Origin of the sequence: Parabacteroides johnsonii DSM 18315 (assembly GCF_025151045.1) — a bacterium.
Classification (GTDB): domain Bacteria; phylum Bacteroidota; class Bacteroidia; order Bacteroidales; family Tannerellaceae; genus Parabacteroides; species Parabacteroides johnsonii.
The window spans coordinates 1,879,507-1,903,230 of the sequence record NZ_CP102285.1; the positions used below are offsets into that span (position 1 = coordinate 1,879,507).

The 23,724-nt window shown below is 49.7% G+C and carries 14 protein-coding genes; 11 read left to right on the top strand and 3 right to left on the bottom strand.

Features of this window, described 5'->3' with window-relative positions:
* Window positions 1–143 precede the first annotated feature (143 nt).
* The 3 genes from gltB (at window position 144) to asnB (ending at window position 7,862) form a co-directional block, all read left to right on the top strand.
* Complete coding sequence (gene gltB / locus NQ564_RS07710) at window positions 144–4,667, top strand: glutamate synthase large subunit (protein WP_129649987.1); 4,524 nt, start codon at window positions 144–146, stop codon at window positions 4,665–4,667.
* A gap of 77 nt (window positions 4,668–4,744) precedes the next feature.
* Complete coding sequence (locus NQ564_RS07715) at window positions 4,745–6,172, top strand: glutamate synthase subunit beta (RefSeq protein WP_129649989.1); 1,428 nt, start codon at window positions 4,745–4,747, stop codon at window positions 6,170–6,172.
* A gap of 25 nt (window positions 6,173–6,197) precedes the next feature.
* Window positions 6,198–7,862, top strand: coding sequence for an asparagine synthase B (gene asnB, locus NQ564_RS07720; RefSeq protein WP_129649991.1), 1,665 nt, complete (start codon window positions 6,198–6,200; stop codon window positions 7,860–7,862).
* 215 nt (window positions 7,863–8,077) lie between these two features.
* Here asnB and NQ564_RS07725 read toward each other — a convergent pair whose 3' ends face one another.
* From NQ564_RS07725 to NQ564_RS07735, 3 genes are all read right to left on the bottom strand, one after another.
* A complete protein-coding gene (locus NQ564_RS07725; protein ID WP_227963241.1) occupies window positions 8,078–9,805 on the bottom strand; it encodes a fibrobacter succinogenes major paralogous domain-containing protein in 1,728 nt (575 codons plus the stop codon).
* Window positions 9,732–10,091: a PL29 family lyase N-terminal domain-containing protein gene (locus NQ564_RS07730; RefSeq protein WP_008149130.1), complete on the bottom strand. Its 360-nt coding sequence runs from the start codon at window positions 10,089–10,091 to the stop codon at window positions 9,732–9,734. The genes NQ564_RS07725 and NQ564_RS07730 overlap by 74 nt, the downstream gene beginning before the upstream one ends.
* Before the next feature lie 348 nt (window positions 10,092–10,439).
* Window positions 10,440–10,778 (bottom strand): cupin domain-containing protein, encoded by a 339-nt coding sequence (locus NQ564_RS07735; protein ID WP_008149129.1) that lies wholly within the window; start codon window positions 10,776–10,778, stop codon window positions 10,440–10,442.
* Between the two features lie 107 nt (window positions 10,779–10,885).
* On the opposite strand from NQ564_RS07735, the gene NQ564_RS07740 reads away from it, so the two are divergent.
* The 8 genes from NQ564_RS07740 to NQ564_RS07775 all read left to right on the top strand — a co-directional run bounded on the left by NQ564_RS07740 (window position 10,886) and on the right by NQ564_RS07775 (window position 23,683).
* On the top strand, window positions 10,886–14,470 hold the full coding sequence (locus tag NQ564_RS07740; protein ID WP_008149128.1) for a glycoside hydrolase family 2 TIM barrel-domain containing protein: 3,585 nt from the start codon (window positions 10,886–10,888) through the stop codon (window positions 14,468–14,470).
* 136 nt (window positions 14,471–14,606) lie between these two features.
* A complete protein-coding gene (locus tag NQ564_RS07745; protein WP_008149127.1) occupies window positions 14,607–16,247 on the top strand; it encodes an alpha-L-rhamnosidase-related protein in 1,641 nt (546 codons plus the stop codon).
* A gap of 462 nt (window positions 16,248–16,709) precedes the next feature.
* The gene (gene dapF, locus NQ564_RS07750; protein WP_008149125.1) at window positions 16,710–17,534 is read left to right on the top strand and encodes a diaminopimelate epimerase; all 825 of its coding nucleotides are present in this window, start codon (window positions 16,710–16,712) and stop codon (window positions 17,532–17,534) included.
* A 26-nt stretch (window positions 17,535–17,560) separates the two neighbouring features.
* Window positions 17,561–18,790, top strand: coding sequence for an LL-diaminopimelate aminotransferase (locus NQ564_RS07755; protein ID WP_008149124.1), 1,230 nt, complete (start codon window positions 17,561–17,563; stop codon window positions 18,788–18,790).
* 67 nt (window positions 18,791–18,857) lie between these two features.
* Window positions 18,858–21,044, top strand: a complete 2,187-nt coding sequence (locus NQ564_RS07760; protein WP_008149123.1) for a glutamine synthetase III family protein — start codon at window positions 18,858–18,860, stop codon at window positions 21,042–21,044.
* 147 nt (window positions 21,045–21,191) lie between these two features.
* Entirely contained in the window at window positions 21,192–21,377 is a 186-nt protein-coding gene (locus NQ564_RS07765) for a hypothetical protein (protein WP_008149119.1), read from the top strand.
* Between the two features lie 69 nt (window positions 21,378–21,446).
* Window positions 21,447–21,740, top strand: coding sequence for a type II toxin-antitoxin system RelE/ParE family toxin (locus tag NQ564_RS07770; RefSeq protein WP_157632046.1), 294 nt, complete (start codon window positions 21,447–21,449; stop codon window positions 21,738–21,740).
* A gap of 17 nt (window positions 21,741–21,757) precedes the next feature.
* A complete protein-coding gene (locus NQ564_RS07775) occupies window positions 21,758–23,683 on the top strand; it encodes an NAD(+) synthase (protein WP_087375337.1) in 1,926 nt (641 codons plus the stop codon).
* The last annotated feature ends 41 nt before the right edge of the window (window positions 23,684–23,724 follow it).

Sequence of the window (23,724 nt, forward strand, 5' to 3'; positions counted from 1 at the left end):
AATAAAAACAAACCAATCTATAGAATAAAAAAGCCTCTCCTCATCCGCGCTCAATATTATTACATTTTGAAACAAATAGCATATATTTGTCAAGCAATTTGATAAACAAATCAAATATTTCACAAACATAAGGTCAACTAATAATGGATACAAGGAGCAATTTGAACAATAAACAAGGATTATACGATCCTACCAACGAGCATGACGCTTGCGGCGTAGGGCTGGTCGTAAACGTCCATGGTGGTAAATCGCACGGCATAGTGGAATCAGCCCTTAAAATATTGGAAAACATGCGGCACCGAGGTGCGGAAGGAGCGGATAACAAGACCGGCGACGGTGCAGGCATCCTGTTGCAAATTCCACACGAGTTTATCTTACTGCAAGGCATCCCCGTACCGGAAAAGGGCAAGTACGGAACCGGACTGGTCTTCTTTCCGAAAGACGAGGAACAGCGTTCGGCCATCCTCAGTTTTATGATCGAAGAGATCGAAAAGGAAGGACTGACCTTGATGCATCTGCGCAAAGTACCTGTCAACACGGACATCTTAGGAAACGACGCACGAGACACGGAGCCGGATATTAAACAGGTGTTTATCACCGGATGCGACGACCAGCAGATGTTGGAACTGAAACTCTACATCATTCGTAAACGGATCGAGAAGCGGGTGGCGGCATCCGACATACCGGATAGGAAAGATTTCTACGTGGTGTCGCTTTCCACCAAGAGTATTATATATAAAGGTATGCTGGAATCAATGCAGCTTCGCCATTATTTCCCCGATCTGGCCAACCACTATCTGACAAGCGGACTGGCACTCGTCCACTCCCGTTTCAGTACAAACACATTCCCGACCTGGAGTCTGGCACAACCGTTCCGTCTCCTGGCACACAACGGGGAAATCAATACGATACGGGGCAACCGTGGCTGGATGGAAGCACGTGAAAGCGTCCTGTCCTCTCCCCGTATCCCAAACATAGACGAGATACGCCCGATCATCCAGCCAGGTATGAGCGACAGTGCTTCGCTGGACAACGTGCTGGAATTTTTCGTGGCGTCCGGCATGAGCCTGCCACATGCCATGGCGATGCTGGTCCCGGAAAGTTTCAATGAGAAAAACCCGATATCGGAAGACCTGAAAGCGTTCTACGAATACCATTCTATCCTGATGGAACCGTGGGATGGCCCGGCCGCCCTACTCTTCAGCGACGGACGGTATGCCGGAGGAATGCTCGACCGCAACGGCTTGCGCCCGGCACGCTACTTGATCACGAAAAACGGCATAATGGTCGTGGCGTCCGAAGTGGGCGTAATGGACTTCGAACCTGATGAAATAGAGGAAAAGGGGCGTCTGCAACCGGGCAAAATCCTGCTGGTCGATACGGAAGAAGGCAGGATCTATTACGACGGCGAACTGAAAAAGCAGCTTGCCGACGCACAGCCCTACCATGTATGGCTGGCAAACAACCGGGTAGAACTGGACGAACTGAAGTCGGGACGCCGTGTACCGCACACCGTTGCCGGATATGACAGGATGCTACGCACCTTCGGGTATAGCCGCGAAGATATCGAATGCATCATCACCCCGATGTGCACAGGTAGTGCAGAGCCGGTCGGTTCGATGGGAAACGACACGCCGCTGGCCATCCTTTCCGAGCGCCCTCAACTGTTGTTCAACTATTTCCGCCAACAGTTCGCCCAAGTGACGAACCCGCCGATCGATCCGCTTCGTGAAGAATTGGTTATGAGCCTGACAGAATATATCGGCGCCGTAGGGAGCAACATCCTTATCCCGAATGAAACACATTGCAAAATGGTGCGCCTCGCCCATCCGATACTGACCAACACACAATTGGACATTCTTTGCAATATCCGCTACAAAGGTTTCAAATCCGTCAAGCTGCCGATGCTTTTCGAAGTGTCGCGAGGCAGCGAAGGACTGAAAGCCGCCCTCGACCGACTTTGCAAGCAGGCGGAACAGTCTGTCGCAGACGGTGTGAACTACATCATCCTGAGCGATAAGGACGTGGATGAAACCCATGCCCCTATCCCTTCGCTCCTTGCCGTCAGCGCCGTACACCATCACCTGATCTCCGTACAGAAACGTGTGCAGACCGCTTTGGTGGTGGAGACGGGGGAAATGCGCGAAGTGATGCATGCCGCCCTGCTCTTAGGCTATGGGGCAAGTGCCATCAATCCATATATGTCGTTCGCCATCCTTCAGGATATGGTGGACAAACAGGAGATACAACTCAACTACGAGATGGCGCGCAAGAACTATATCAAAGCGCTTTGCAAAGGCCTGTTCAAGGTCATGAGCAAGATGGGGATCAGTACGATCCGCAGCTATCGCGGCGCCAAACTGTTTGAGGTAGTCGGACTCTCGACCGCACTCATCGATACCTATTTCGGCGGGACAGCCAGCAATGTAGGCGGTATCCGCCTACAAGAAATAGCAGCCGACGCCATCGCCCTGCATCATCAGGCCTTCGGTGGAACGGTGGACAACCTGACTCTTGAACATAAAGGACTATACAACTTCCGAAAAGACGGTGAAAAACACGCATGGAACCCGGAGACGATCTCGGCCCTTCAACTAGCGACCCGATTAGGTAGCTACAAGAAATTCAAGGAATATACGCATCTCGTAGACGAAAAAGACGCACCGATTTTCCTCCGCGACTTCCTTACCTTCCGGACGGGAAACCCCATTCCGGTCGAAGAGGTGGAACCGGCAAGCGAGATCATGAAGCGTTTCGTCACGGGCGCCATGAGTTTCGGTTCGATCAGCAAGGAGGCACACGAGACGATGGCAATGGCGATGAACAAGATACACGGACGCAGCAACACCGGGGAAGGGGGTGAAGACTCCACCCGTTTCATCCCCCGCAAAGACGGCCTCTCCCTCCGTTCCGCCATCAAGCAGGTCGCCTCCGGACGCTTTGGCGTGACAGCCGAATATTTAGTGAATGCGGACGAGATACAGATCAAGGTTGCCCAGGGCGCGAAGCCGGGCGAAGGCGGACAGTTGCCGGGATTCAAGGTTAACGACGTGATTGCCAAAACACGCCACTCCATTCCGGGTATCTCACTGATCTCTCCTCCCCCTCACCATGATATTTACTCGATCGAAGACTTGGCACAACTGATCTTCGACTTGAAAAACGTCAACCCAAGTGCTGAGATAAGCGTGAAGCTGGTATCGGAAAGCGGCGTCGGGACAATTGCAGCGGGCGTGGCAAAAGCGAAGGCCGACCGCATCGTCATATCAGGTGCCGAAGGGGGAACAGGTGCTTCGCCAATAAGCTCCATCCGATATGCCGGACTGCCCCCCGAACTGGGATTGTCGGAGACACAACAAACCTTAGTCATGAACAACCTTCGCGGGCAGGTCCGATTGCAAACAGACGGACAGTTGAAGACCGGGCGCGACATCGTCCTGATGGCTCTGCTGGGAGCCGAAGAGTTCGGTTTCGCTACTTCCGCCCTGATCGTGCTGGGCTGCGTGATGATGCGCAAATGCCACATGAACACCTGCCCGGTAGGTGTCGCCACTCAAGACGAGGAACTGCGCAAGCGTTTCCATGGACGTCACGAATATTTAGTGAACTTCTTCACCTTCCTCGCTGAAGAGGTTCGAGAATATTTGGCAGAGATGGGCTTCAGGCGGTTAGACGACATTATCGGACGCACGGACCTGATCGATCGGCTCTCCTCTACTTCGTCAGCATCCGGCAAATACGCATTGCTCGATTTCTCCAAATTGCTGCACATCCCGGCACAAGCGGCGACAAATGCCATCCGGCATACGACGGAACAGGTGCATCTGACCGGACATGTAAAAGATCAGGACATTATCCTGCATGCTATGCCGGCCATCGAGCACCGGCAGGAGATTTCCTTGGATTATGCCATAGCCAACACCGACCGCTCGGTAGGCGCTATGCTCTCTGGCGAGATTGCCAAACGATACGGCGACGCCGGACTGCCGGAACATACACTTAATATCAAATTCAAAGGTTCGGCCGGACAGAGCTTCGGCGCCTTCCTTGCACACGGTGTCAACTTCCGCCTCGAAGGGGAAGCCAACGATTATTTAGGCAAAGGCTTGAGTGGTGGGCGCATCAGCGTGATGCCTCCGGTACGGTCGACTTTCATAGCCGAGAACAACACGATTGCCGGAAACACCCTGATATACGGGGCGACAAGTGGCGAAGTATATATCAACGGACGTGTAGGCGAACGTTTCTGCGTGCGCAACTCCGGTGCTATCGCTGTCGTGGAAGGGGTCGGCGACCACTGCTGCGAATATATGACCGGAGGACGCGTGGTGGTTCTCGGACGTACAGGGCGCAACTTCGCCGCTGGCATGAGCGGTGGTGTCGCTTATGTGTGGAACAAGGAAGGGGACTTCGACTACTACTGCAATATGGAGATGGTCGAACTCTCGCTGATCGAAGACAGTACGACACGTAAAGAACTGCACGAGCTGATCCGCAAGCATTACCATTTCACCGGTAGCCACCTCGCAAGCAAGATGCTCGACAACTGGGACAAGTATGTAGATGAGTTCATCCAGATCGTCCCGATCGAATACAAAAAGGTCTTGCAGGAAGAGCAGATGAAGAAGTTGCAGCAAAAGATCGCTGAGATGCAGCGCGACTACTAAAACGGCAGAGAGACGTACCCATCCGGGCCAAATTATGAAGAAAGAAAAAGTATCAGTATAAACAATCAATTACCAACATGGGAAATCCAAAAGCATTCCTCACCATACACCGGCAAGAGGCCGGATATCGTCCCGTCCATGAACGCATCGACGATTTTAGCGAAGTAGAACAAACGCTCAACAGCAGTGACCGCCGCAGACAAGCCTCTCGCTGCATGGACTGCGGCGTGCCCTTCTGCCACTGGGCCTGCCCGTTAGGCAATAAACAACCCGAATGGCAAGACCTGCTCTATAAAGGCAAATGGCGCGAGGCCTTCCATGTGCTGCAACAGACCTGCGACTTCCCGGAGTTTACCGGACGCATCTGCCCCGCCCTTTGCGAGAAAAGCTGTGTGCTGAAACTGAGCTGCGACGAGCCTGTCACGATACGTGAGAACGAAGCCTCCATCGTAGAGGCCTCTTTCCGAGAAGGATATATCCAACCGATCCGTCCTGTCCGTAACGGCAAACGGGTGGCGGTGATCGGCAGTGGCCCGGCCGGACTGACAGCCGCCAACCAACTGAACCGCCGGGGATATGAAGTGACCGTATTCGAAAAGGACGAACTCCCGGGTGGCCTGCTCCGCTTCGGTATTCCGAACTTCAAATTAGGGAAGAACATCATCGACCGCCGTATCCGGTTGATGGAACAGGAAGGGATCGTCTTCAAAGTTAACACGATGGTCGGCAGCGAAGTATCTGCCAAAGAGATCGCCTTGACGTTCGATGCCGTTTGTGTCGCCATCGGCTCCGAAATACCACGTGACCTCCCTATCGAAGGGCGTAATCTGAAAGGTGTCCATTTCGCCCTCGAACTGTTGTCACAACAGAATCGTATCCTCGAAGGCATCGTTATCCCGTCTAAAGACATCATCAACTGCAAAGGCAAGAAAGTCCTTGTCATCGGTGGCGGCGATACGGGAAGCGACTGTGTCGGGACAGCCAACCGCCACAAAGCCGCGAGCGTGACGCAAATCGAGATCATGCCACAGCCACCTGTCGGACATAACCCGGCAACTCCTTGGCCCTTATATCCGCAAGTACTGAAAACAAGCAGCAGTCATGAAGAAGGATGCATCCGTCGCTGGAACCTCGCTTCCGTCCGCTTCATCGGAGATAAGAACACCCTGAAAGGTGTCGAAGTCGAAGAGGTAAAATGGCAACCGACCGAAAAGGAAGGCCGACCGGAAATGCGCAAGACTGGCCGCACGGAAGTGATCGAAGCCGACCTCGTCTTTCTTGCGATGGGTTTCATACATCCCGAGCAGGAAGGCCTCGTCAAAGAACTTTCCCTTGCCGTCGACGCACGCGGTAACATCGCCGTCGATCCGGTCACCAACCAGATAGCCGACACCAACCTCTTCGCCTCCGGCGATGCCGTCAGCGGGGCCAGCCTCGTTGTCCGTGCCATGGCCTCCGGCCGCAAGGTCGCCGCTGCCATCGACCAGTATCTCAGAAACAAATAATTTCAACTTTTAAAATTTAATTAACATGTGTGGTATTACAGCAATCTTCAACATCCATAGCAACGCCGCCGACCTCCGTCAGCAAGCCCTAAAAATGAGTAAACGCATCCGTCACCGCGGTCCGGACTGGAGCGGTATCTATCAAGGCAGGACCGCCATCCTCGCCCATGAACGCCTCTCCATCGTCGATCCTGCATCCGGCGGCCAACCTCTGAGAAGCAAAGACGGCCAACTGATCCTCACCGTCAACGGCGAGATATACAACCACCGCGAACTCCGCGAACAGTTGAAAGACGAATACGAATTCCAGACCGGAAGCGACTGCGAGGTCATCCTCGCCCTCTACCGCAAGTACGGTGTGGGATGTGTGGAAAAGCTGAGCGGCATTTTCGGGTTCGCTCTCTACGACGAAACGGACGACAGCTACCTGATTGCCCGCGACCCGATCGGCGTCATCCCCCTCTACATCGGCTACGACGACGAAGGGCATCTCCTTATTTCTTCTGAACTGAAAGGGCTCGAAGGCTTCGCCACCACATACGGACAGTTCCCTCCGGGACACTATTTCTATAGCCGTGATAAGGATTTCACCCGCTGGTATATCCGCGACTGGATGCAATATGATAACGTGAAAGATAATCCTGCCAGCGTAGAGGAACTGCACGATGCCCTCGAAGCGGCCGTACGCCGCCAACTGATGAGCGACGTGCCTTATGGCGTACTCCTTTCCGGCGGCCTGGACTCGTCCATCACCTCCGCCATAGCCAAAAAATACGCAGCCAAACGTATCGAGACCGAAGGAAAGGCAGAAGCATGGTGGCCCCGGCTACACTCCTTCGCTGTCGGTCTTAAAGGAGCGCCAGATTTAGTGGCAGCCAAGAAAGTGGCTGATTATATCGGTACTGTCCACCACGAGATCAACTACACGATCGAGGAAGGACTCGATGCCATTCGTGACGTGATCTACTACATCGAGACATACGACGTGACAACTGTCCGCGCCTCCACTCCGATGTACCTGTTGGCTCGCGTAATCAAATCGATGGGGATAAAGATGGTATTGAGTGGCGAAGGGGCGGATGAAGTGTTCGGGGGTTACCTCTATTTCCACAAAGCCCCGGATGCAAAGGCTTTTCACGAAGAGACCGTCCGTAAACTGAGCAAACTCTATATGTATGACTGTCTCCGGGCTAACAAAAGCTTGTGTGCCTGGGGTGTGGAAGGTCGCGTTCCTTTCCTCGACAAAGAGTTTCTCGATGTTGCCATGCGCCTCAATCCTGAAGCCAAAATGTGTCCCGGTAGCGTGATCGAGAAGAAAATTCTCCGCGAGGCCTTCGCCGACGTGCTCCCCTCGGAAATAGCCTGGCGCCAGAAAGAACAATTCTCCGATGGCGTTGGCTACAGTTGGATCGACACGCTGAAGAAGGTGACCGCCCAAGCCGTCAGCGACACCGAAATGGCCAATGCAGCCCGACGTTTCCCGATCAACACACCGCAAAACAAAGAAGAATACTTCTACCGCACCATCTTCGAGGAACATTTCCCCAGCGAAAGTGCCGCCCGCAGCGTGCCGAGCATCCCCAGCGTCGCCTGCTCTACCGCCGAAGCCCTCGCCTGGGACTCTGCTTTCAAAAACATGAACGACCCCAGCGGACGGGCGGTGAAAGGGGTACATGAGGCGGCATACTGACATACCGATCCCTGTAACAAAATATATCCAAATCGGTATATTCTATCAAAATATAAGTCGAATAAAGATTTCTTCAAAAATAAGATATTGACGGATAAGACACAATAATCCTTCTATATCTCTTGTCCTTTTTGGAATTCCTACTGAAGAGATAGATATAAAAACAGAAGCAAACCGCTAAACTGAAGTTTGCTTCTGTTTTCAGATAACTGTCACTAATCCCGCACGCAACGGATAGGGAAATAACAGGCTCCGACTGCTGCCGCTGGAACATTATTATTAACCATATCATTGTCGCCATCCAAATATGGAAACATTGGTATTCCATTTGACAAGATATCGACCCAAAATAAGACAGTACCTTCTAATTCTGTTGAATTAAACTTAGGAGTACCGGTTTTACCAAACCCTGTTGTTTGTCCCAGTGCAGGCACAGCATAAAGTGAAAGTCCGCTCAAATTATCAGGAGTATTATCACCAGACTTCCACCATTGCGCAACCACCCAATCACGACTATCTTTATTTTCCGCTACATTAGAGACCATCATATGCCACCAGTCAAAACCGAAAATATAATCAATGTATTCCATGTCTGCATAATAATTACCAAATACACCATTCGTAAAACTTGTAGGAATATGCCACCCATCGGGACAAAGACTATTATTAGTTTGTCCTTCTATATCTTGTGAAAGGATATTGTAGCCTGCTCCAAGATTCTGGACATATGGATCGTAATCTCCCGCCACAGCCGAAAAGTTATAATGCAAGCCATATCGTTTCTTCACTTCATCACTCTGAGTTTCAACATCGAAACTATCATCTTTCTTATAGTAATCATACATAGCTACCTTCTGATACTGAGTACCAGTCGAATATTCGTTAAGATACAAGGTTTGGTTCTTCTGATCATCCGTCGCACTCCGCTGATAAACCAAAGAAGTTCCATCCTTAAACTTAGTAGCACGTAAATTCTCTCTCATCCAATAAGCCACTCCAATCTTAACAACAGGATATTCGTTACCGTCAGTATCCGAAATAATATAAGGTTCTAACTTATACTTATCGATTCCACTTTTGCACTCCTTGACTTTTTTAGATGATGTAATCATCAATTTGGAGACTTCTTCCTTCCCTTCAGTTCCTGCGATAAAAGTTGCAAGAGGTGACACATTACCATTATCATAATCGCCTCGTGTTGTCCAACCGATACTTCCTCCGGCAATATTCCTACTGCCTTTGGCACCTCCGAGATATTTAGCTATATAACCATTTGCAAGGTCCACCTCATTATTGGGACCAACTGGATAAACGGCAACGACTTGACAAGTTATCCCACTCTGCCCCGGAATCCTGCCAAACCCTTCCTTACAAATCTCCGCAACCTGTTTTTCCCCATCCATAACCTTCCAGACATTGGATTTGTCCCAGTCTATATCATTTATGTCGATATAATTCTGGACAGTGACAGGCATACTCAATACTGTTCCATCTTTCAAAACAAACTCAACAAAATCATCATATACCTTCACATCCTTGAAGAATGGATCTCCACCACCCCCACTTCCGGTAGGACCTTGCGAGCCGGTCGGTCCCTGCTCTCCCGCCTCACCTCGTTCACCGGAGATTTTAGCCCACTGCTTGCCACCGTCTACAGAAAGATAAACGGCTGTTTCATCTATCGATCTTAAACCGATTATGATCGCATCGGGAGGTAACTGACTACCCAGTTTCAATTGCGGAGCAATAGTCTGTGCGTTAGCATGGATTGTATTGCCGTCGGGATCTGTAATAGGCTCACCGTCGAGCGTCCAATACCAATCGCCTTCTTCGGACTGTTTTACACCAATCGCCGGGGTATCCCCTGTTTCACCTTTCTCTCCGTGTATAGATGGTCGCCGGTTCCTGATTCTTAAAACGGATCGTATAGCCGACCGTGTCATTACCCAAAATCACTGGGGTGACATCCGTGATATAATCAGTCTCGTCCATCAATTTTTGAAGAGCATCGATGTTGCTGCTGGCAGCTGCCTGCCAGGTTTCCAAAGCCTTGACTCGTTCTTCCAATCCCGAAATTTTATTCCATAGCTCTTCATCATTATAGCATCCTGTCAAAAACAAGATTGAAAACACAAACAAAACGATGGCAAAATAGAATTCACGATCTGTCAATTTGTTAGCGACTAACCAACCAGTAATACTGCATTTTTGAGGCTCATCTAAGTTCATAATTTAAAATTTAATTAAGTTCGATAAGAACTATTTACTTTTTAGGTATTTTTTAACGGTAGAAAGCCCCATACAATCCCTAAAAAAGCTATTTTACATAACAAGTCACTACATAAATTACATATTTTAACAATATATCCATTTCTATTAAGTTTAATTCCATATCTTTGCGTCATTATTAACGTAGTTCTTATCGAACTAAGTCATTTTTTTTATTCTACATTGATTATAAATCCAAATCTTCATTTTTTATTTTCTCTGTCTACCAAAAAAATAACGGCCTACCGCCGGACATTGCCGGAGATAGGCCGTAAAGCATAAACCCTTTAAGACTCTATTTTAAATAAGTCAGAGAAAATCTTTCCGTATCGGACTGAATGTGTCGATCAGCACACCCGCTTCCAGGCATCTGCAACCATGCAGTACCCCCGGTTTCATATAGATTCCGTCGCCTGGGTGGACGATCTTTGTCTCACCATCCGTCGTGAACTCAAACACGCCGCTTGCCACATAAGTAGCTTGCGTATGCGGGTGTGTATGAGGAGTACCGACAGCCCCGGTTTCAAATTTTACTTTGACCATCATCAGGTCGTCATTGTAGGCCATGATCTGACGGACAACCCCTTCACCGGCATTCTCCCACTTCATCCCGCTCTCATACTGAAAATTATTACTTTCCATATCCATCCTATTCTGTTTATATGTAGACAAAAGTAAAAATAAATACAGAAACAAGAATAGGATTATCCGTCAAATTGTCCTACTTTTGAGGAATAATATAAATCTATATTCACATGAAAAGCAAGATTTCTACTGGGGTGCTCTTCGCCATGCTTCTGCTTATGGCTATGCTTCCCCGAACAGGACATTCACAAGAAATCGATCCCAACGCCTATTACGAGATCGTAAGCAGTAACAATCTGGTTCTCGACAATCAAGACAGCGAAGACGACGGGACCCAAATATTCATCAACAACCGTGTGGAGAACCGGATGTCGCAGGTATGGCAACTGACGACTCCCGGCTACGGGGTCTACAAGATCTGCACGCCCCTCTCCGACAAATGCGTGGACAACAACAATACGAAAGAACCGGGCCCGGTTATCCAGTGGGACAACGGAGCGACCAATATGAACCAGTTCTGGAAACTCACGAAGATAGGCGAAAACACCTACACATTCACCAACATAGCAAACGGGCTGAACCTCGGTATAAGCGACGACGGACAGCCGGGTAAAGCAGCTCTCCAGCTTACCGCCGATTCGACCAGTGCCAGACAACACTGGACACTGCGCCGGTCCAACCTTAAAATAGACAAGGAAGCCCTACGTGGCTCCAGCGACAAGGATTGGGAGAACGAAACCATCTTTGCTGTCAACAAGGAACCGGGGCATACGACTTATGTCCCCTTCCCCTCCGTAGAAAGCCTGAAAAGTTCGCCCGACTACCGCAAAGCCTGGCTTCGCCCGAACTCGCCGCGTTACCAGCTGTTGAACGGCAACTGGAAATTCAATTGGGTGAAACAGCCGTCCGAACGTCCGGTCAATTTCTATAAACCGAATTACGATGTTTCCGGCTGGAAAGAAATTCCGGTTCCTTCCAATTGGGAAATGTACGGATACGGCACGCCGATTTATACGAATATCACCTATCCGCATCGCAACAATCCTCCTTTTATACAGGGTAAGAAAGGATATACGATCATGGACGAACCGAACCCTGTCGGTTCTTACCGCCGTGACTTCAATATCCCCGACGACTGGAAAGGGAGTGAAATCTTTATCCATTTCGACGGTGTCTACAGCGCCATGTATCTTTGGGTAAATGGAAAGAAAGTCGGTTACAGCCAAGGAGCAAACAACGATGCCGAGTTCAACATCACCCGATACGTGAAGCCGGGAAAGAACATCTTGGCAGTCGAAGTGTACCGCTGGAGCGACGGTAGCTACTTGGAAGACCAGGATATGTTCCGCTTGAGCGGTATCCATCGCGATGTTTATCTGTTCGCAACTCCCAAACTGCGTTTGCGCGATTACTATCTGACCGCTTCATTTGCTGGGGATGACCTGAGCAAAGCGACATTCAATGTCCGTACCAACGTGACGAACTATGGAAAGGCGGTGGACGAAGCGGTTGTCGACATCACGCTGCTGGACCAGGACGGCAAGCAGGTGGCCTTTATATCCGATGTTGTCGAAGACATCAGGAAGGGACAGGAAGCGGTCAGCACGGCCAGCGTTGAAGTCAAGAACCCACATCTCTGGTCTGCCGAAACTCCCTACCTCTACACAACGATACTGGAACTGAAAGACAAGACGGGCAAAACACTCGAAGCGATGTCTTCACAATTCGGTTTCCGTAAAATCGAGATCAAGAATAAGCGGGTATATATCAACAACGAGCAGGTCTTCTTCAAAGGGGCCAATCGCCACGACATCCATCCGCAACATGGAAAAGCGGTTCCAGTCGAGTCGATGATCGAGGATATATTGCTTTTCAAACGCTATAACCTGAATACGATCCGTACGAGCCATTATCCGAACGACGCCAAGATGTACGCATTGTACGATTACTATGGCCTCTATGTGATGGACGAAGCAGATATAGAATGTCATGGCAACCATTCGATCAGCAACAAGGAAAGCTGGTTGCCCGCCTACGTAGATCGTATGGTCCGCATGATCGAGCGCGACAAGAACCACCCGTCCGTCATTTTCTGGTCTATGGGTAACGAGTCCGGAGACGGCAAGAACTTCGACACCGTATATGAAGAAGCACGCAAGCTCGATCCGCGTCCGATCCACTACGAAGGTAAGAACCGGATCGCCGATATGGATTCCCGTATGTATCCTTCCATCGAGTCAATGAAGCAACAGGATGAGGAAAAGAGCGAAAAACCGTTCTTCCTTTGCGAATATGCACACGCGATGGGGAATGCGATCGGCAACCTCGACGAATATTGGGATTATATCGAAAACCATTCCCACCGTATGATAGGCGGTTGTATCTGGGACTGGGTGGACCAAGGTATCAACAAATATAGCGAACTGCCTGACCGTTACTACTTCGGCGGTGGTTTCGGCGACAAACCGAACGATTTCGATTTCTGCTGTAACGGTATCGTAACTCCCGACCGCCAAGTGACTCCCAAATTGATCGAAGTGAAGAAAGTATACCAATACATCAAATTCAAACCGGTAGACCTCAAGGCCGGCAAGGTGAAGCTGGAAAACCGCTATGACTTCCTGAATCTGGATCAGTTTGATTTGCAATGGCAGTTGTTGAAAGACGGCCAAGTAGTCGAATCGGGCATACTGCCTTTAGGCGATACAGCCCCAAACAAAGATATCGAAGTGACGATTCCTTATAAAACAGCTTTGAATACCGGCAGTGAATACTTCCTTAACTTGTCAACCCGGTTGAAAAAGGATTGCAACTGGACGAATGCCGGACACGAAGTGGCATCCGAGCAATATCCGCTGACCGAAAAGATTGCGGTAGTTCCTGTCGACATGGCTTTCAACGACACGCTGAAAGTGGAAGAAGAAAAAGGGCAGATCGGTTTCCGCGCTCCGGGATTCTTCATCGCTTTCAATCCGGAGACAGGCAAGATGGTTTCTTTGCGTTATGCCGGTACAGATATGATCTATAACAAGGAAGGTTTCGATTTCAATTGGTTCCGAGCAATAGACAATGACAAACGGGATTATCTGCCGACCACCGTCAAAAAGCAGGCATTCGACTGGAAACAGGCTGCCGACAAAAAGTCGGTTACCATTACCACGAGCTTGGAAGCGACCGTAGGAAGCGGAGCCAAAAAGGTGGTACTGCCATTCGACATCACCTATACGGTCTATGCAAACGGTACAGTCGATGTGGACGCGACTTTCAAAGCTGGTGACGACTTTAACCTGCCTCGCCTCGGCCTTCAGATTGCCTTGAACCCGACACTCGAAAAGGTGGAATGGTACGGACGCGGCCCGATTGAAAACTATTGGGACCGCAAAAATGCAGCCTATGTCGGCCTGTACAAAAACACCGTGACCGGAATGGAAGAAGCCTACGTGCGTGCCCAGTCGATGGGTAATCGCGACGATGTACGCTGGCTGACACTGAAAAGCCTCGATAACCAGGGTATCCGGATCACGTCCAAAGATCACCTGAATTTCAGTGCGCTTCATTTCACCGACTCGGAACTGTGGGGACTGACCTATGGGCACGACCTCGACAATATCCGCCGTGCGGAAGTGATCCTAAGTCTCGACTGCATCCAGCGTGGCATCGGAAACGGCAGCTGCGGCCCAGGCCCGCGCCCGCATTATGAGATTGAAAAAAACAAAGACTATAGCTACTCATTCCGTATCGAGAACGCAAAGTAGCCTGTCAGTGAAGATGGCTTAACCGCCTTGGAAGTGTCAAAAAGAGCTGTAAGCCCGACATATCTCCAAGGCGGTTTTCATTCACCGAAAAAGCGTCATTCAAACAAAACAACTATTTACTAAGCCCCTATAAAGAATGAAGAAAATCTTATTGACCGCAGGCTTTGCCCTATTTGCTTGGGGATCGACCTGCTTGGCGCAAAGCACGTATTTCAGCGACAGTAAAGAATGGCTCCGGAAAGCTGAAGCCTGCAAGCCGGAGTTGAGTTATCAAACTATTTCTCCCGTAAAAGTCGTCCGTTCCGTACAGGACGCAAAAGCATTCCAAGGCTGGCGGATGGAAGATGCCGGACAACCGGATATCCTCTTCAACGAACCATTCAAAAAACATCCTGCCATTACCCTGGATTTCGGCAATCATTATACCGGTTATCTCACTTTCTCCATCAAACCATCCGGGCTGAAAGCGGCCGACGCACCCGTCCGGCTTAAGTTCACCTTTGCAGAAGTTCCAAGTGAATTAAACACCCCGCTCGAACCTTATAAGGGTGGCCTGGCCCGTTCTTGGGTACAGGACGAGATCGTGACGATCATGAGTGTCCCACACGAGATGACAATCCCGCGCCGCCTGGCAGGACGCTACCTGAAGATCGAACTGTTGGGTATATCGAGTAGTTTCGACTTCGTGTTCGACAAACTGACCTTCAAGGCACAAACCTCCGTCACCAACGAAGCACCGGCTTTAGCCTCTACCACCGATCCTCTGGTCCGGGACATATACGAAGTGGGCTTGAACACCCTAAAGGAATGCATGCAGACCGTCTATGAAGACGGGCCTAAACGGGATCGCCGCCTGTGGATTGGTGACCTCTATCTCGAAGCATTGGCAAATGCCTATACGTTCAAGAACCATGAACTGACCAAATATTGCCTGTATCTGCTCGCCGCATTTGCTAACGACGAAGGCTTGCTGCATGCCACACTGCTCGAAAAGCCCCAACCCCATCCGCAATACGGCACGCACACGCTGGACTACTGCCTCATTTACAATGTAGCCTTGTTGGAATACCTGAAAGAGACGGGAGACATGGAAACAGCGAATGACCTATGGCCCGTTGCCGTCCGCCAGATAGAATTGGCGCTTCGCCAGTTCTCATCGGAATGGATCTATGACATGGATAAGAAACCTCAATACTGGCTGGTATTCGACTGGAAAGACGGCTATGACCGTCAAGCTTCCATGCAAGGATTAACGATTTTCGCCCTGCAACACAGCTACGAATTGGCAAAAATGTTAGGAAAAGAAAAGGAGGCCGGCGAATGGCCAGCAATAGCCGGCAAGATGAAGAAAGCTGCCCGTCAGCATTTCTACGACAAGAAACGGGGCGTAATGGTCAGTGGCAAAGACAAACAAGTCTCCTATCTATCGCAGGTTTGGATGATCCTGTCCAACACGCTGGACAAGAAAGAAGGAGCTAAGGCGATGGCTGCCGTCATGTCCATGCCCGACGCTTGCTATCCGGGCTGCCCCTATGCTTACCATTATGTAATAGAAGCCCTTCTGCAATGCGACATGCAGCAAGACGCACGCAAACTGATTACCGATTATTGGGGCAGCATGGTAAAGCGAGGAGCCGATACTTTCTGGGAGGTCTATGACCCGAACAATGATTACCTTTCCCCCTATGGCTTCTTCGTAATCAATAGCTATTGCCATGCCTGGAGTTGCACTCCGGTCTATTTTATCAACAAATATCCGGAGATATTCCAAAAATAACCTCTTCCATACCTATAAAAGGAACTGTCAAAATGCGCTTGATGATTGTTTTTAGGCACGGATTACAGGGATTACGCGGATTTTTATTCTGTCCCCGTGAAATTCCTGTAATCCGTACTTAAAAAAGAAGTAGCAAGCAAAGTTCTATTTTGACAGACTCTTGCAATCTTTCAGGATGTATGTCGACCAGCAGACAGAACTTTCTCTCCTCCTTCCAAAACCCAAAATCCTTATCATAAATCTGAATAGTCATTTTCAAAAGAAGAACTTACAATAATAAAGATAAAACAAGTATTACCATTACTATTTATAACATAAAACACCCCTATTTGTAACAATCCATTACCAACACAATATTCTCATACATTAAGATACTATTTACACTTACAATATATCAAAACGTCGTATATTTGCATTGTAATAAAGCAAAAAGATATAATAATCAAAACAACAATAACAAAAATGACAGAACCAATCAGATTTACAAAGATGCACGGAGCCGGGAACGACTATATATACGTGAATGCAATGGCTTTTCCGATCCGGAACCCGGAAAAACTTGCCATCAGGTTAAGCGCTCCTCATACCGGGATCGGCTCAGACGGACTGGTTCTGATCGGTTCGTCGAAAATCGCTGACTTCAGCATGCGTATTTTCAATGCAGACGGTTCCGAAGCCATGATGTGCGGAAATGCCTCCCGTTGTATCGGCAAATATGTATATGACAAAAGACTGACAGACAAAAAAAACGTTACACTGGAAACACGATCCGGCATTAAGGAGTTACAACTGACCACCCGAAAGCTTTCCGGTTCCCGCGAAGAAGTTATCGAAGTAACGGTCGACATGGGCTGTCCGGTTGTAGGTGAAGCAGCCCTCGAAATAGAAGCCGGAGGCTATTTTTATACGGGAACAGTTGTCTCGATGGGAAATCCGCATCTCGTTATTTTTGTTGAAGATATCGCGAATATAAATCTGCCGGCCATCGGACCTTTACTGGAATGCCATCCGCTGTTCCCGAACCGGACGAATGTCGAGTTTGTTCAGGTATTAAATATGGACGAAGTACGGATGAAGGTTTGGGAACGAGGCTCCGGCATTACACAAGCTTGCGGAACCGGAGCCTGTGCGACAGCTGTCGCAGGCGTGATACGCAGAAAAACCGGACGGAAAACCAAAGTCGTCATGGATGGAGGCCCTCTCACCATCCGTTGGGACGAAAGTTCCGGACACGTCTATATGACCGGCGGGGCGGTCAAGGTATTCGAGGGAGAACTGGAAATATAAACACAACAAAAAACAATTGATAAAGTATGGCACTGATTAATGAACATTTCCTGAAGCTGCAAAACAACTACCTGTTCTCGGACATCGCAAAGAAAGTAAACAGTTTTAAGGTTACACATCCGAAAAAGAAGATTATCCGCATGGGTATCGGCGATGTGACACAACCGTTAGCCCCTGCCGTCATCGAGGCCATGCACAAAGCAGTCGATGAAATGGCAAGTAAGGATACATTTCACGGATACGGCCCCGAACAAGGTTATCCGTTTCTGATAGATGCCATCATCAAGAATGATTATGCCAGCCGCGGTATCTTCCTCGAACCCGGAGAAGTGTTTGTGAGCGACGGTGCCAAAAGCGACTGTGGGAATATCGGTGATATGCTTCGCCACGACAACAGTATCGGCGTGACAGACCCGGTCTATCCGGTATATATCGACTCGAACGTGATGAGCGGACGGACCGGAACACTGGAAGACGGCAAATGGAGCGATGTGGTCTACATACCTTGCACGGAAGCTAACGATTTCGTGCCCGATCTGCCCAGCCGCCGTGTAGACATCATTTACCTTTGCTACCCGAACAACCCGACCGGAACGACGCTTACGAAAGAGGAGCTGAAAAAATGGGTGAACTATGCCCTTGCCAACGACTGCCTGATCATGTACGACTCGGCTTACGAAGCCTATATCCAGGACCCCAATATCCCCCACTCGATCTACGAGATCAAGGGAGCGAAGAAGGTGGCGATCGAGTTCCGCAGTTTCTCCAAGACAGCCGGTTTCACAGGTGTGCGTTGCGGTTACACGATTGTCCCGAAAGAGTTGAACGCCTTTACCCTGGCAGGCGAACGGGTTCCGCTGAACCGGATGTGGAACCGCCGCCAATGCACGAAGTTCAACGGTACGAGCTACATCACCCAGCGAGGTGCCGAAGCAGTCTACAGCCCGGAAGGAAAAACACAGATCAGGAAAACGATCGATTACTACATGACCAACGCCCGTATCATGCGGGAAAGCCTCCGGAGCTGCGGCCTGCGGGTGTATGGTGGCGAAAACGCTCCTTACATCTGGCTGAAAACACCGGACGGACTCTCCTCTTGGAAATTTTTTGACAAACTGCTTTATGAAGTCAATATAGTAGGAACCCCCGGTGTAGGGTTCGGACCCGGAGGCGAGGGATTTCTCCGTCTCACCGCTTTCGGAGACAGAGACGACACGTTGGAGGCCATGAGCAGGCTGAAGAAGTGGTTGCTCTAAGTTGGCTGTCGATGAATCCCGATCTATCGGCATACTTGGAAAATTATCACATCAAATCATTATATCTATGTCAAAGTTAAGATTCAGAGTAGTAGAAACAGCCTTCAAGAAACAGGCTGTGGAAGTTCCGACTCCGGACGAACGTCCATCCGGTTATTTCGGGCAGAACGTATTCAACCGGGCGAAGATGTTCAAATACCTTACTGAAAAAGCATATGGACGAATCACGGACTGTATCGACAACGGCACTCCACTCGACCGAGAAACAGCCGATGCCGTTGCCGTCGGCATGAAGAAATGGGCGATCGAAATGGGTGCCACCCACTACACACACTGGTTCCATCCGCTGACCGAGGGAACGGCCGAGAAGCACGACGCTTTCGTCGAACACGACGGAAAAGGTGGCATGGTCGAAGAGTTCTCCGGCAAACTGCTGATCCAGCAAGAACCGGATGCATCCAGTTTTCCGAACGGCGGTATCCGGAACACATTCGAGGCACGCGGCTATTCCGCCTGGGACCCTTCCTCTCCCGCTTTCATCGTAGGCGATACACTCTGCATCCCGACTATCTTCATCGCTTATACCGGCGAATCGCTGGACTACAAAGCCCCACTGCTGAAAGCCCTCGAAGCCGTCAACAAGGCTGCCACAGATGTCTGCCATTACTTCAATCCGGATGTAAAGAAAGTGTACGCTTACCTGGGCTGGGAACAGGAGTACTTCCTGGTCGATGAAGGCTTGTATGCTGCACGTCCCGACCTATTGCTAACCGGCCGTACGTTGATGGGACACGAAAGTTCGAAAAACCAGCAGCTGGAAGACCACTACTTCGGCGCTATTCCGACTCGTGTCATGGAGTTTATGAAGGAACTGGAAATCGAATCGCTCAAATTAGGAATTCCTTTGAAAACACGCCACAATGAAGTAGCTCCGAACCAGTTCGAGTTAGCTCCCATTTTCGAAGAATGCAACCTGGCGAACGACCATAACTTGCTCGTAATGGCCCTGATGCGTAAGATCAGCCGTAAACATGGCTTCCGTGTCCTGTTGCACGAAAAACCATTCAAAGGCGTAAACGGTTCCGGCAAACATAACAACTGGTCATTAGGAACCGACACAGGCATCCTCCTGATGGCTCCGGGTAAGACACCGGAAGAAAACCTCCGCTTCATCACCTTCATCGTCAATGTGCTGATGGCTGTATATCACCACAACGGACTCTTGAAAGCTAGCATTTCAAGCGCCACCAACGCCCACCGCTTAGGAGCCAACGAGGCACCTCCGGCAATCATCTCCAGCTTCCTTGGAACACAGTTATCAAAAGTCCTGGAGCATCTTGAAAAAAGCGAACCGGAAGATCTGATGTTGGCAGGCAAGCAGGGCATGAAGCTCGACATCGCCCGCATTCCCGAACTGCTGATCGATAATACCGACCGTAACCGTACCTCACCTTTTGCCTTCACCGGCAACCGATTTGAATTTCGTGCCGTAGGCTCAGAAGCCAACTGCGCTTCTGCTATGCTCGCCCTGAACGCGGCTGTAGCCGAACAATTGAAGACATTCAAAACCGAGGTTGATGCAAAAATTGCCGATGGCAAGGAAACATTCGCCGCCATTCTCGAAGTGCTCCGTAAAGACATCAAGGAATGCAAGGCGATCCGCTTCGACGGCAACGGCTACAGTGACGAATGGAAAGCCGAAGCTGCCCGTCGTGGCCTGGACTGCGAGACAAGCGTGCCGGTGATCTTCGACAACTATCTGAAAGAAAGCAGCGTCCGGATGTTCGAATCCACCGGTGTCATGACACGCAAGGAACTGGAAGCCCGTAACGAAGTCAAATGGGAAACCTATACGAAGAAAATCCAAATCGAAGCCCGCGTACTCGGCGACCTGGCGATGAACCACATCATCCCGACCGCCACCAAATACCAGACTTCCCTGATCGACAACGTCTACAAAATGAAAGACCTTTTCCCTGCTGATAAAGCTTCTATCCTTTCGTCCCGCAACCTGGAAATTATTGAAGACATCGCCTATCGCACCAACTTCATCAAAGAGAAGGTCGACGAAATGGTGGAAGCCCGCAAGGTCGCCAACAAGATCGAAAGCGAACGCGAGAAGGCAATCACCTACCACGACAAGATCGTCCCGATGCTAGAAGCCATCCGCTATCACATCGACAAATTAGAACTGGTTGTCGATGACCAGATCTGGACATTACCGAAATACAGGGAACTATTATTTATCAGATAAATCCGAGAAGGTATTCAGACAATAGTTTTTTGTTGATTGTTTTGTGTTTGCAAGGGGAGCATGCAGTGAAGTATGGCTCCCCTTCTTTTTTAATCCAAAGGAATTGCATACCTTTGGAGCATAATTCATAAGAAAGGAGTTTACATCATGACGGCAATGGAATTCCAACAATGGAAACAGAACTTCATACGCGATTATCTGGACGAGATAGACGATATGGAGGTTTTAGAAAAGATCAAAAAATATGCCAAACGCATTTACCCAAGAAAGAGAACGCTCGCCCTTGTGTCATTACTCGCAGGAAGAGATGATTGCGAAGGTCAGGGAAGCTGAGGCTCAAGTGGAAAGAGGTGAATACATTACAGACGAAGAACTTTCTAAAGAAATAGAAACATGGTTTCGATGACACGCCTAATCTGGTCTAAGATGGCCAAAGATGGAATGAAAGCCATAATCCGATACTATAGAAAAGAAGCGTCTGCACAAGTTGCAAGGAATATCACAACCTCTATCCAGCGGGAAGCACAACGATTGCTTCTTATGCCCCAAATCGGGGTTATCGAACCGTTGTTGGCAACAAAAAGCAGGGAATATCGCTATATAATCAGTTCACACTATAAAATTATCTATTATCTATTGTCATCGCCTGTATCTTCGATTGCCGTCAAGACCCCGACAAACTCGAACAATCTATAAGACAAATATAAACGAATATGAACTACGGATTTGTAAAAGTTGCCGCCGCCGTGCCGCATATACAGGTAGCGGATTGTTTTTATAATATAGAAAAGATAGAAGGGCTGATGCGACAAGCATCAGAAAAAGGTGTACAGATCATCGCTTTTCCGGAGCTGTCCGTCACCGCCTACACCTGCCTCGACCTCTTTGCCCAGCAAACGCTACTTGATGGCGCAGAAACAGCGCTGCTCCAACTGGTCAGCAATACGGCAGACCTGAATATCCTGGCTATCGTCGGCGTTCCGCTCCGGACAGGAAACCAGCTGATCAATGCCGCCGTTGTCTTCCAAAAAGGAGTTATACGGGGCGTCGTCCCTAAGACATATTTGCCCAACTATAAAGAGTTCCAGGAACAACGTTGGTTCACATCCGCCACAGAGCTTCGGACATCGACGATTTCCATCGGGGAAGAAGAATACCCGATGGGCAGCCACCTGCTGTTCCGTTCGGGACAACTCACGATTGGCATCGAGATATGCGAAGACCTTTGGGTCCCCGTCCCCCCCAGTTCCCTGCTGGCGATGGAAGGAGCCAACATCATCTTCAACCTCTCCGCCAGCAACGAACTGATCGGTAAGCACACCTATCTGCGTTCGCTGATCTGCCAACAATCCGCCCGTTGCATGGCAGGCTATGTCTACGCCTCTTCCGGCTTCGGCGAATCAAGCACCGACCTCGTCTTTGCTGGTAACGGGATCATCGCCGAGAATGGCAATCTGCTTGCCGAGTCTCCCCGCTTCACGATGGAAGAACAACTTGTCATCAGCGAGATCGATATAGAGACATTACAAAACGACCGCCAGGTAAATACCAGTTTCATGTATGGAGCATCCGGTCTGCTGAAGGAGAAGGCACAGGTTGTAGACTTCCAAGTTCGGACTCCGGACGGATTCAGCCTGACACGTCCGATCGATCCGCATCCGTTTACCCCCTCCGGAGACGCTTTGAAGGAACGCTGTGAAGAAATATTCCACATACAGGTAGCTGGCCTTGCCAAACGACTCATACATGCACATGCTCAAACGGCTGTCGTCGGTATTTCAGGCGGCCTAGATTCTACGTTGGCTTTGCTCGTGACCGTCATGACATTCGACGCTCTGAAGATACCACGAGGGCAGATCATCGGCATCACGATGCCCGGGTTCGGTACGACCGACCGCACTTATACCAACGCCTGTGACCTCATCCGCTCCCTCGGTGTCACCCTGAAAGAAATCTCGATCAAGGAAGCCTGCCTACAACATTTCCGCGACATCGACCACGATCCGTCCGTCCACGACGTGACTTATGAAAACAGCCAGGCACGCGAACGGACCCAATTGCTGATGGATGTCGCCAACCAGAAGAACGGACTCGTCATAGGGACCGGCGATCTCTCCGAACTGGCACTCGGCTGGGCGACCTATAACGGCGACCATATGTCGATGTACGGCGTGAACGGAAGTATCCCGAAAACATTGGTCAAATACTTAGTCGAATGGGTTGCCAACTACAAGGTGGACGATGCTTCCCGCCTCACCTTGCTGGACATCGTCGCCACGCCGATCAGCCCTGAACTAATCCCGGCAGACGAAAACGGTAATATCAAACAAAAGACAGAGGACTTGGTCGGCCCATACGAATTGCACGACTTCTTCCTCTACCATTTCCTGCGTTTCGGCTCCCACCCGTCCAAGATTTATTTCTTAGCACAGAAAGCATTCGCAGGCACTTACGACAATGCTACGATCAAGAAATGGCTCTACACCTTCTTCCGTCGTTTCTTCCAGCAGCAATTCAAACGTAGTTGCCTGCCAGACGGTCCCAAGGTCGGCTCCGTCAGCCTCTCGCCACGTGGAGACTGGCGTATGCCGAGCGATGCAGTATCGCGACTCTGGTTGGAAGAGATAGAAAGGGTATAAAAAAAAGGCTATCGGAAGCAATCCGATAGCCTTTTTTTAAG

What these genes read in the sequence shown, in the direction of transcription:
- gltB (WP_129649987.1), top strand. Translation starts at nt 144, where the DNA reads ATGGATACAAGGAGCAATTTGAACAATAAACAAGGATTATACGATCCT.
- NQ564_RS07715 (WP_129649989.1), top strand. Translation starts at nt 4,745, where the DNA reads ATGGGAAATCCAAAAGCATTCCTCACCATACACCGGCAAGAGGCCGGA.
- asnB (WP_129649991.1), top strand. Translation starts at nt 6,198, where the DNA reads ATGTGTGGTATTACAGCAATCTTCAACATCCATAGCAACGCCGCCGAC.
- NQ564_RS07725 (WP_227963241.1), bottom strand. Translation starts at nt 9,805, where the DNA reads ATGACACGGTCGGCTATACGATCCGTTTTAAGAATCAGGAACCGGCGA.
- NQ564_RS07730 (WP_008149130.1), bottom strand. Translation starts at nt 10,091, where the DNA reads ATGAACTTAGATGAGCCTCAAAAATGCAGTATTACTGGTTGGTTAGTC.
- NQ564_RS07735 (WP_008149129.1), bottom strand. Translation starts at nt 10,778, where the DNA reads ATGGATATGGAAAGTAATAATTTTCAGTATGAGAGCGGGATGAAGTGG.
- NQ564_RS07740 (WP_008149128.1), top strand. Translation starts at nt 10,886, where the DNA reads ATGAAAAGCAAGATTTCTACTGGGGTGCTCTTCGCCATGCTTCTGCTT.
- NQ564_RS07745 (WP_008149127.1), top strand. Translation starts at nt 14,607, where the DNA reads ATGAAGAAAATCTTATTGACCGCAGGCTTTGCCCTATTTGCTTGGGGA.
- dapF (WP_008149125.1), top strand. Translation starts at nt 16,710, where the DNA reads ATGACAGAACCAATCAGATTTACAAAGATGCACGGAGCCGGGAACGAC.
- NQ564_RS07755 (WP_008149124.1), top strand. Translation starts at nt 17,561, where the DNA reads ATGGCACTGATTAATGAACATTTCCTGAAGCTGCAAAACAACTACCTG.
- NQ564_RS07760 (WP_008149123.1), top strand. Translation starts at nt 18,858, where the DNA reads ATGTCAAAGTTAAGATTCAGAGTAGTAGAAACAGCCTTCAAGAAACAG.
- NQ564_RS07765 (WP_008149119.1), top strand. Translation starts at nt 21,192, where the DNA reads ATGACGGCAATGGAATTCCAACAATGGAAACAGAACTTCATACGCGAT.
- NQ564_RS07770 (WP_157632046.1), top strand. Translation starts at nt 21,447, where the DNA reads ATGACACGCCTAATCTGGTCTAAGATGGCCAAAGATGGAATGAAAGCC.
- NQ564_RS07775 (WP_087375337.1), top strand. Translation starts at nt 21,758, where the DNA reads ATGAACTACGGATTTGTAAAAGTTGCCGCCGCCGTGCCGCATATACAG.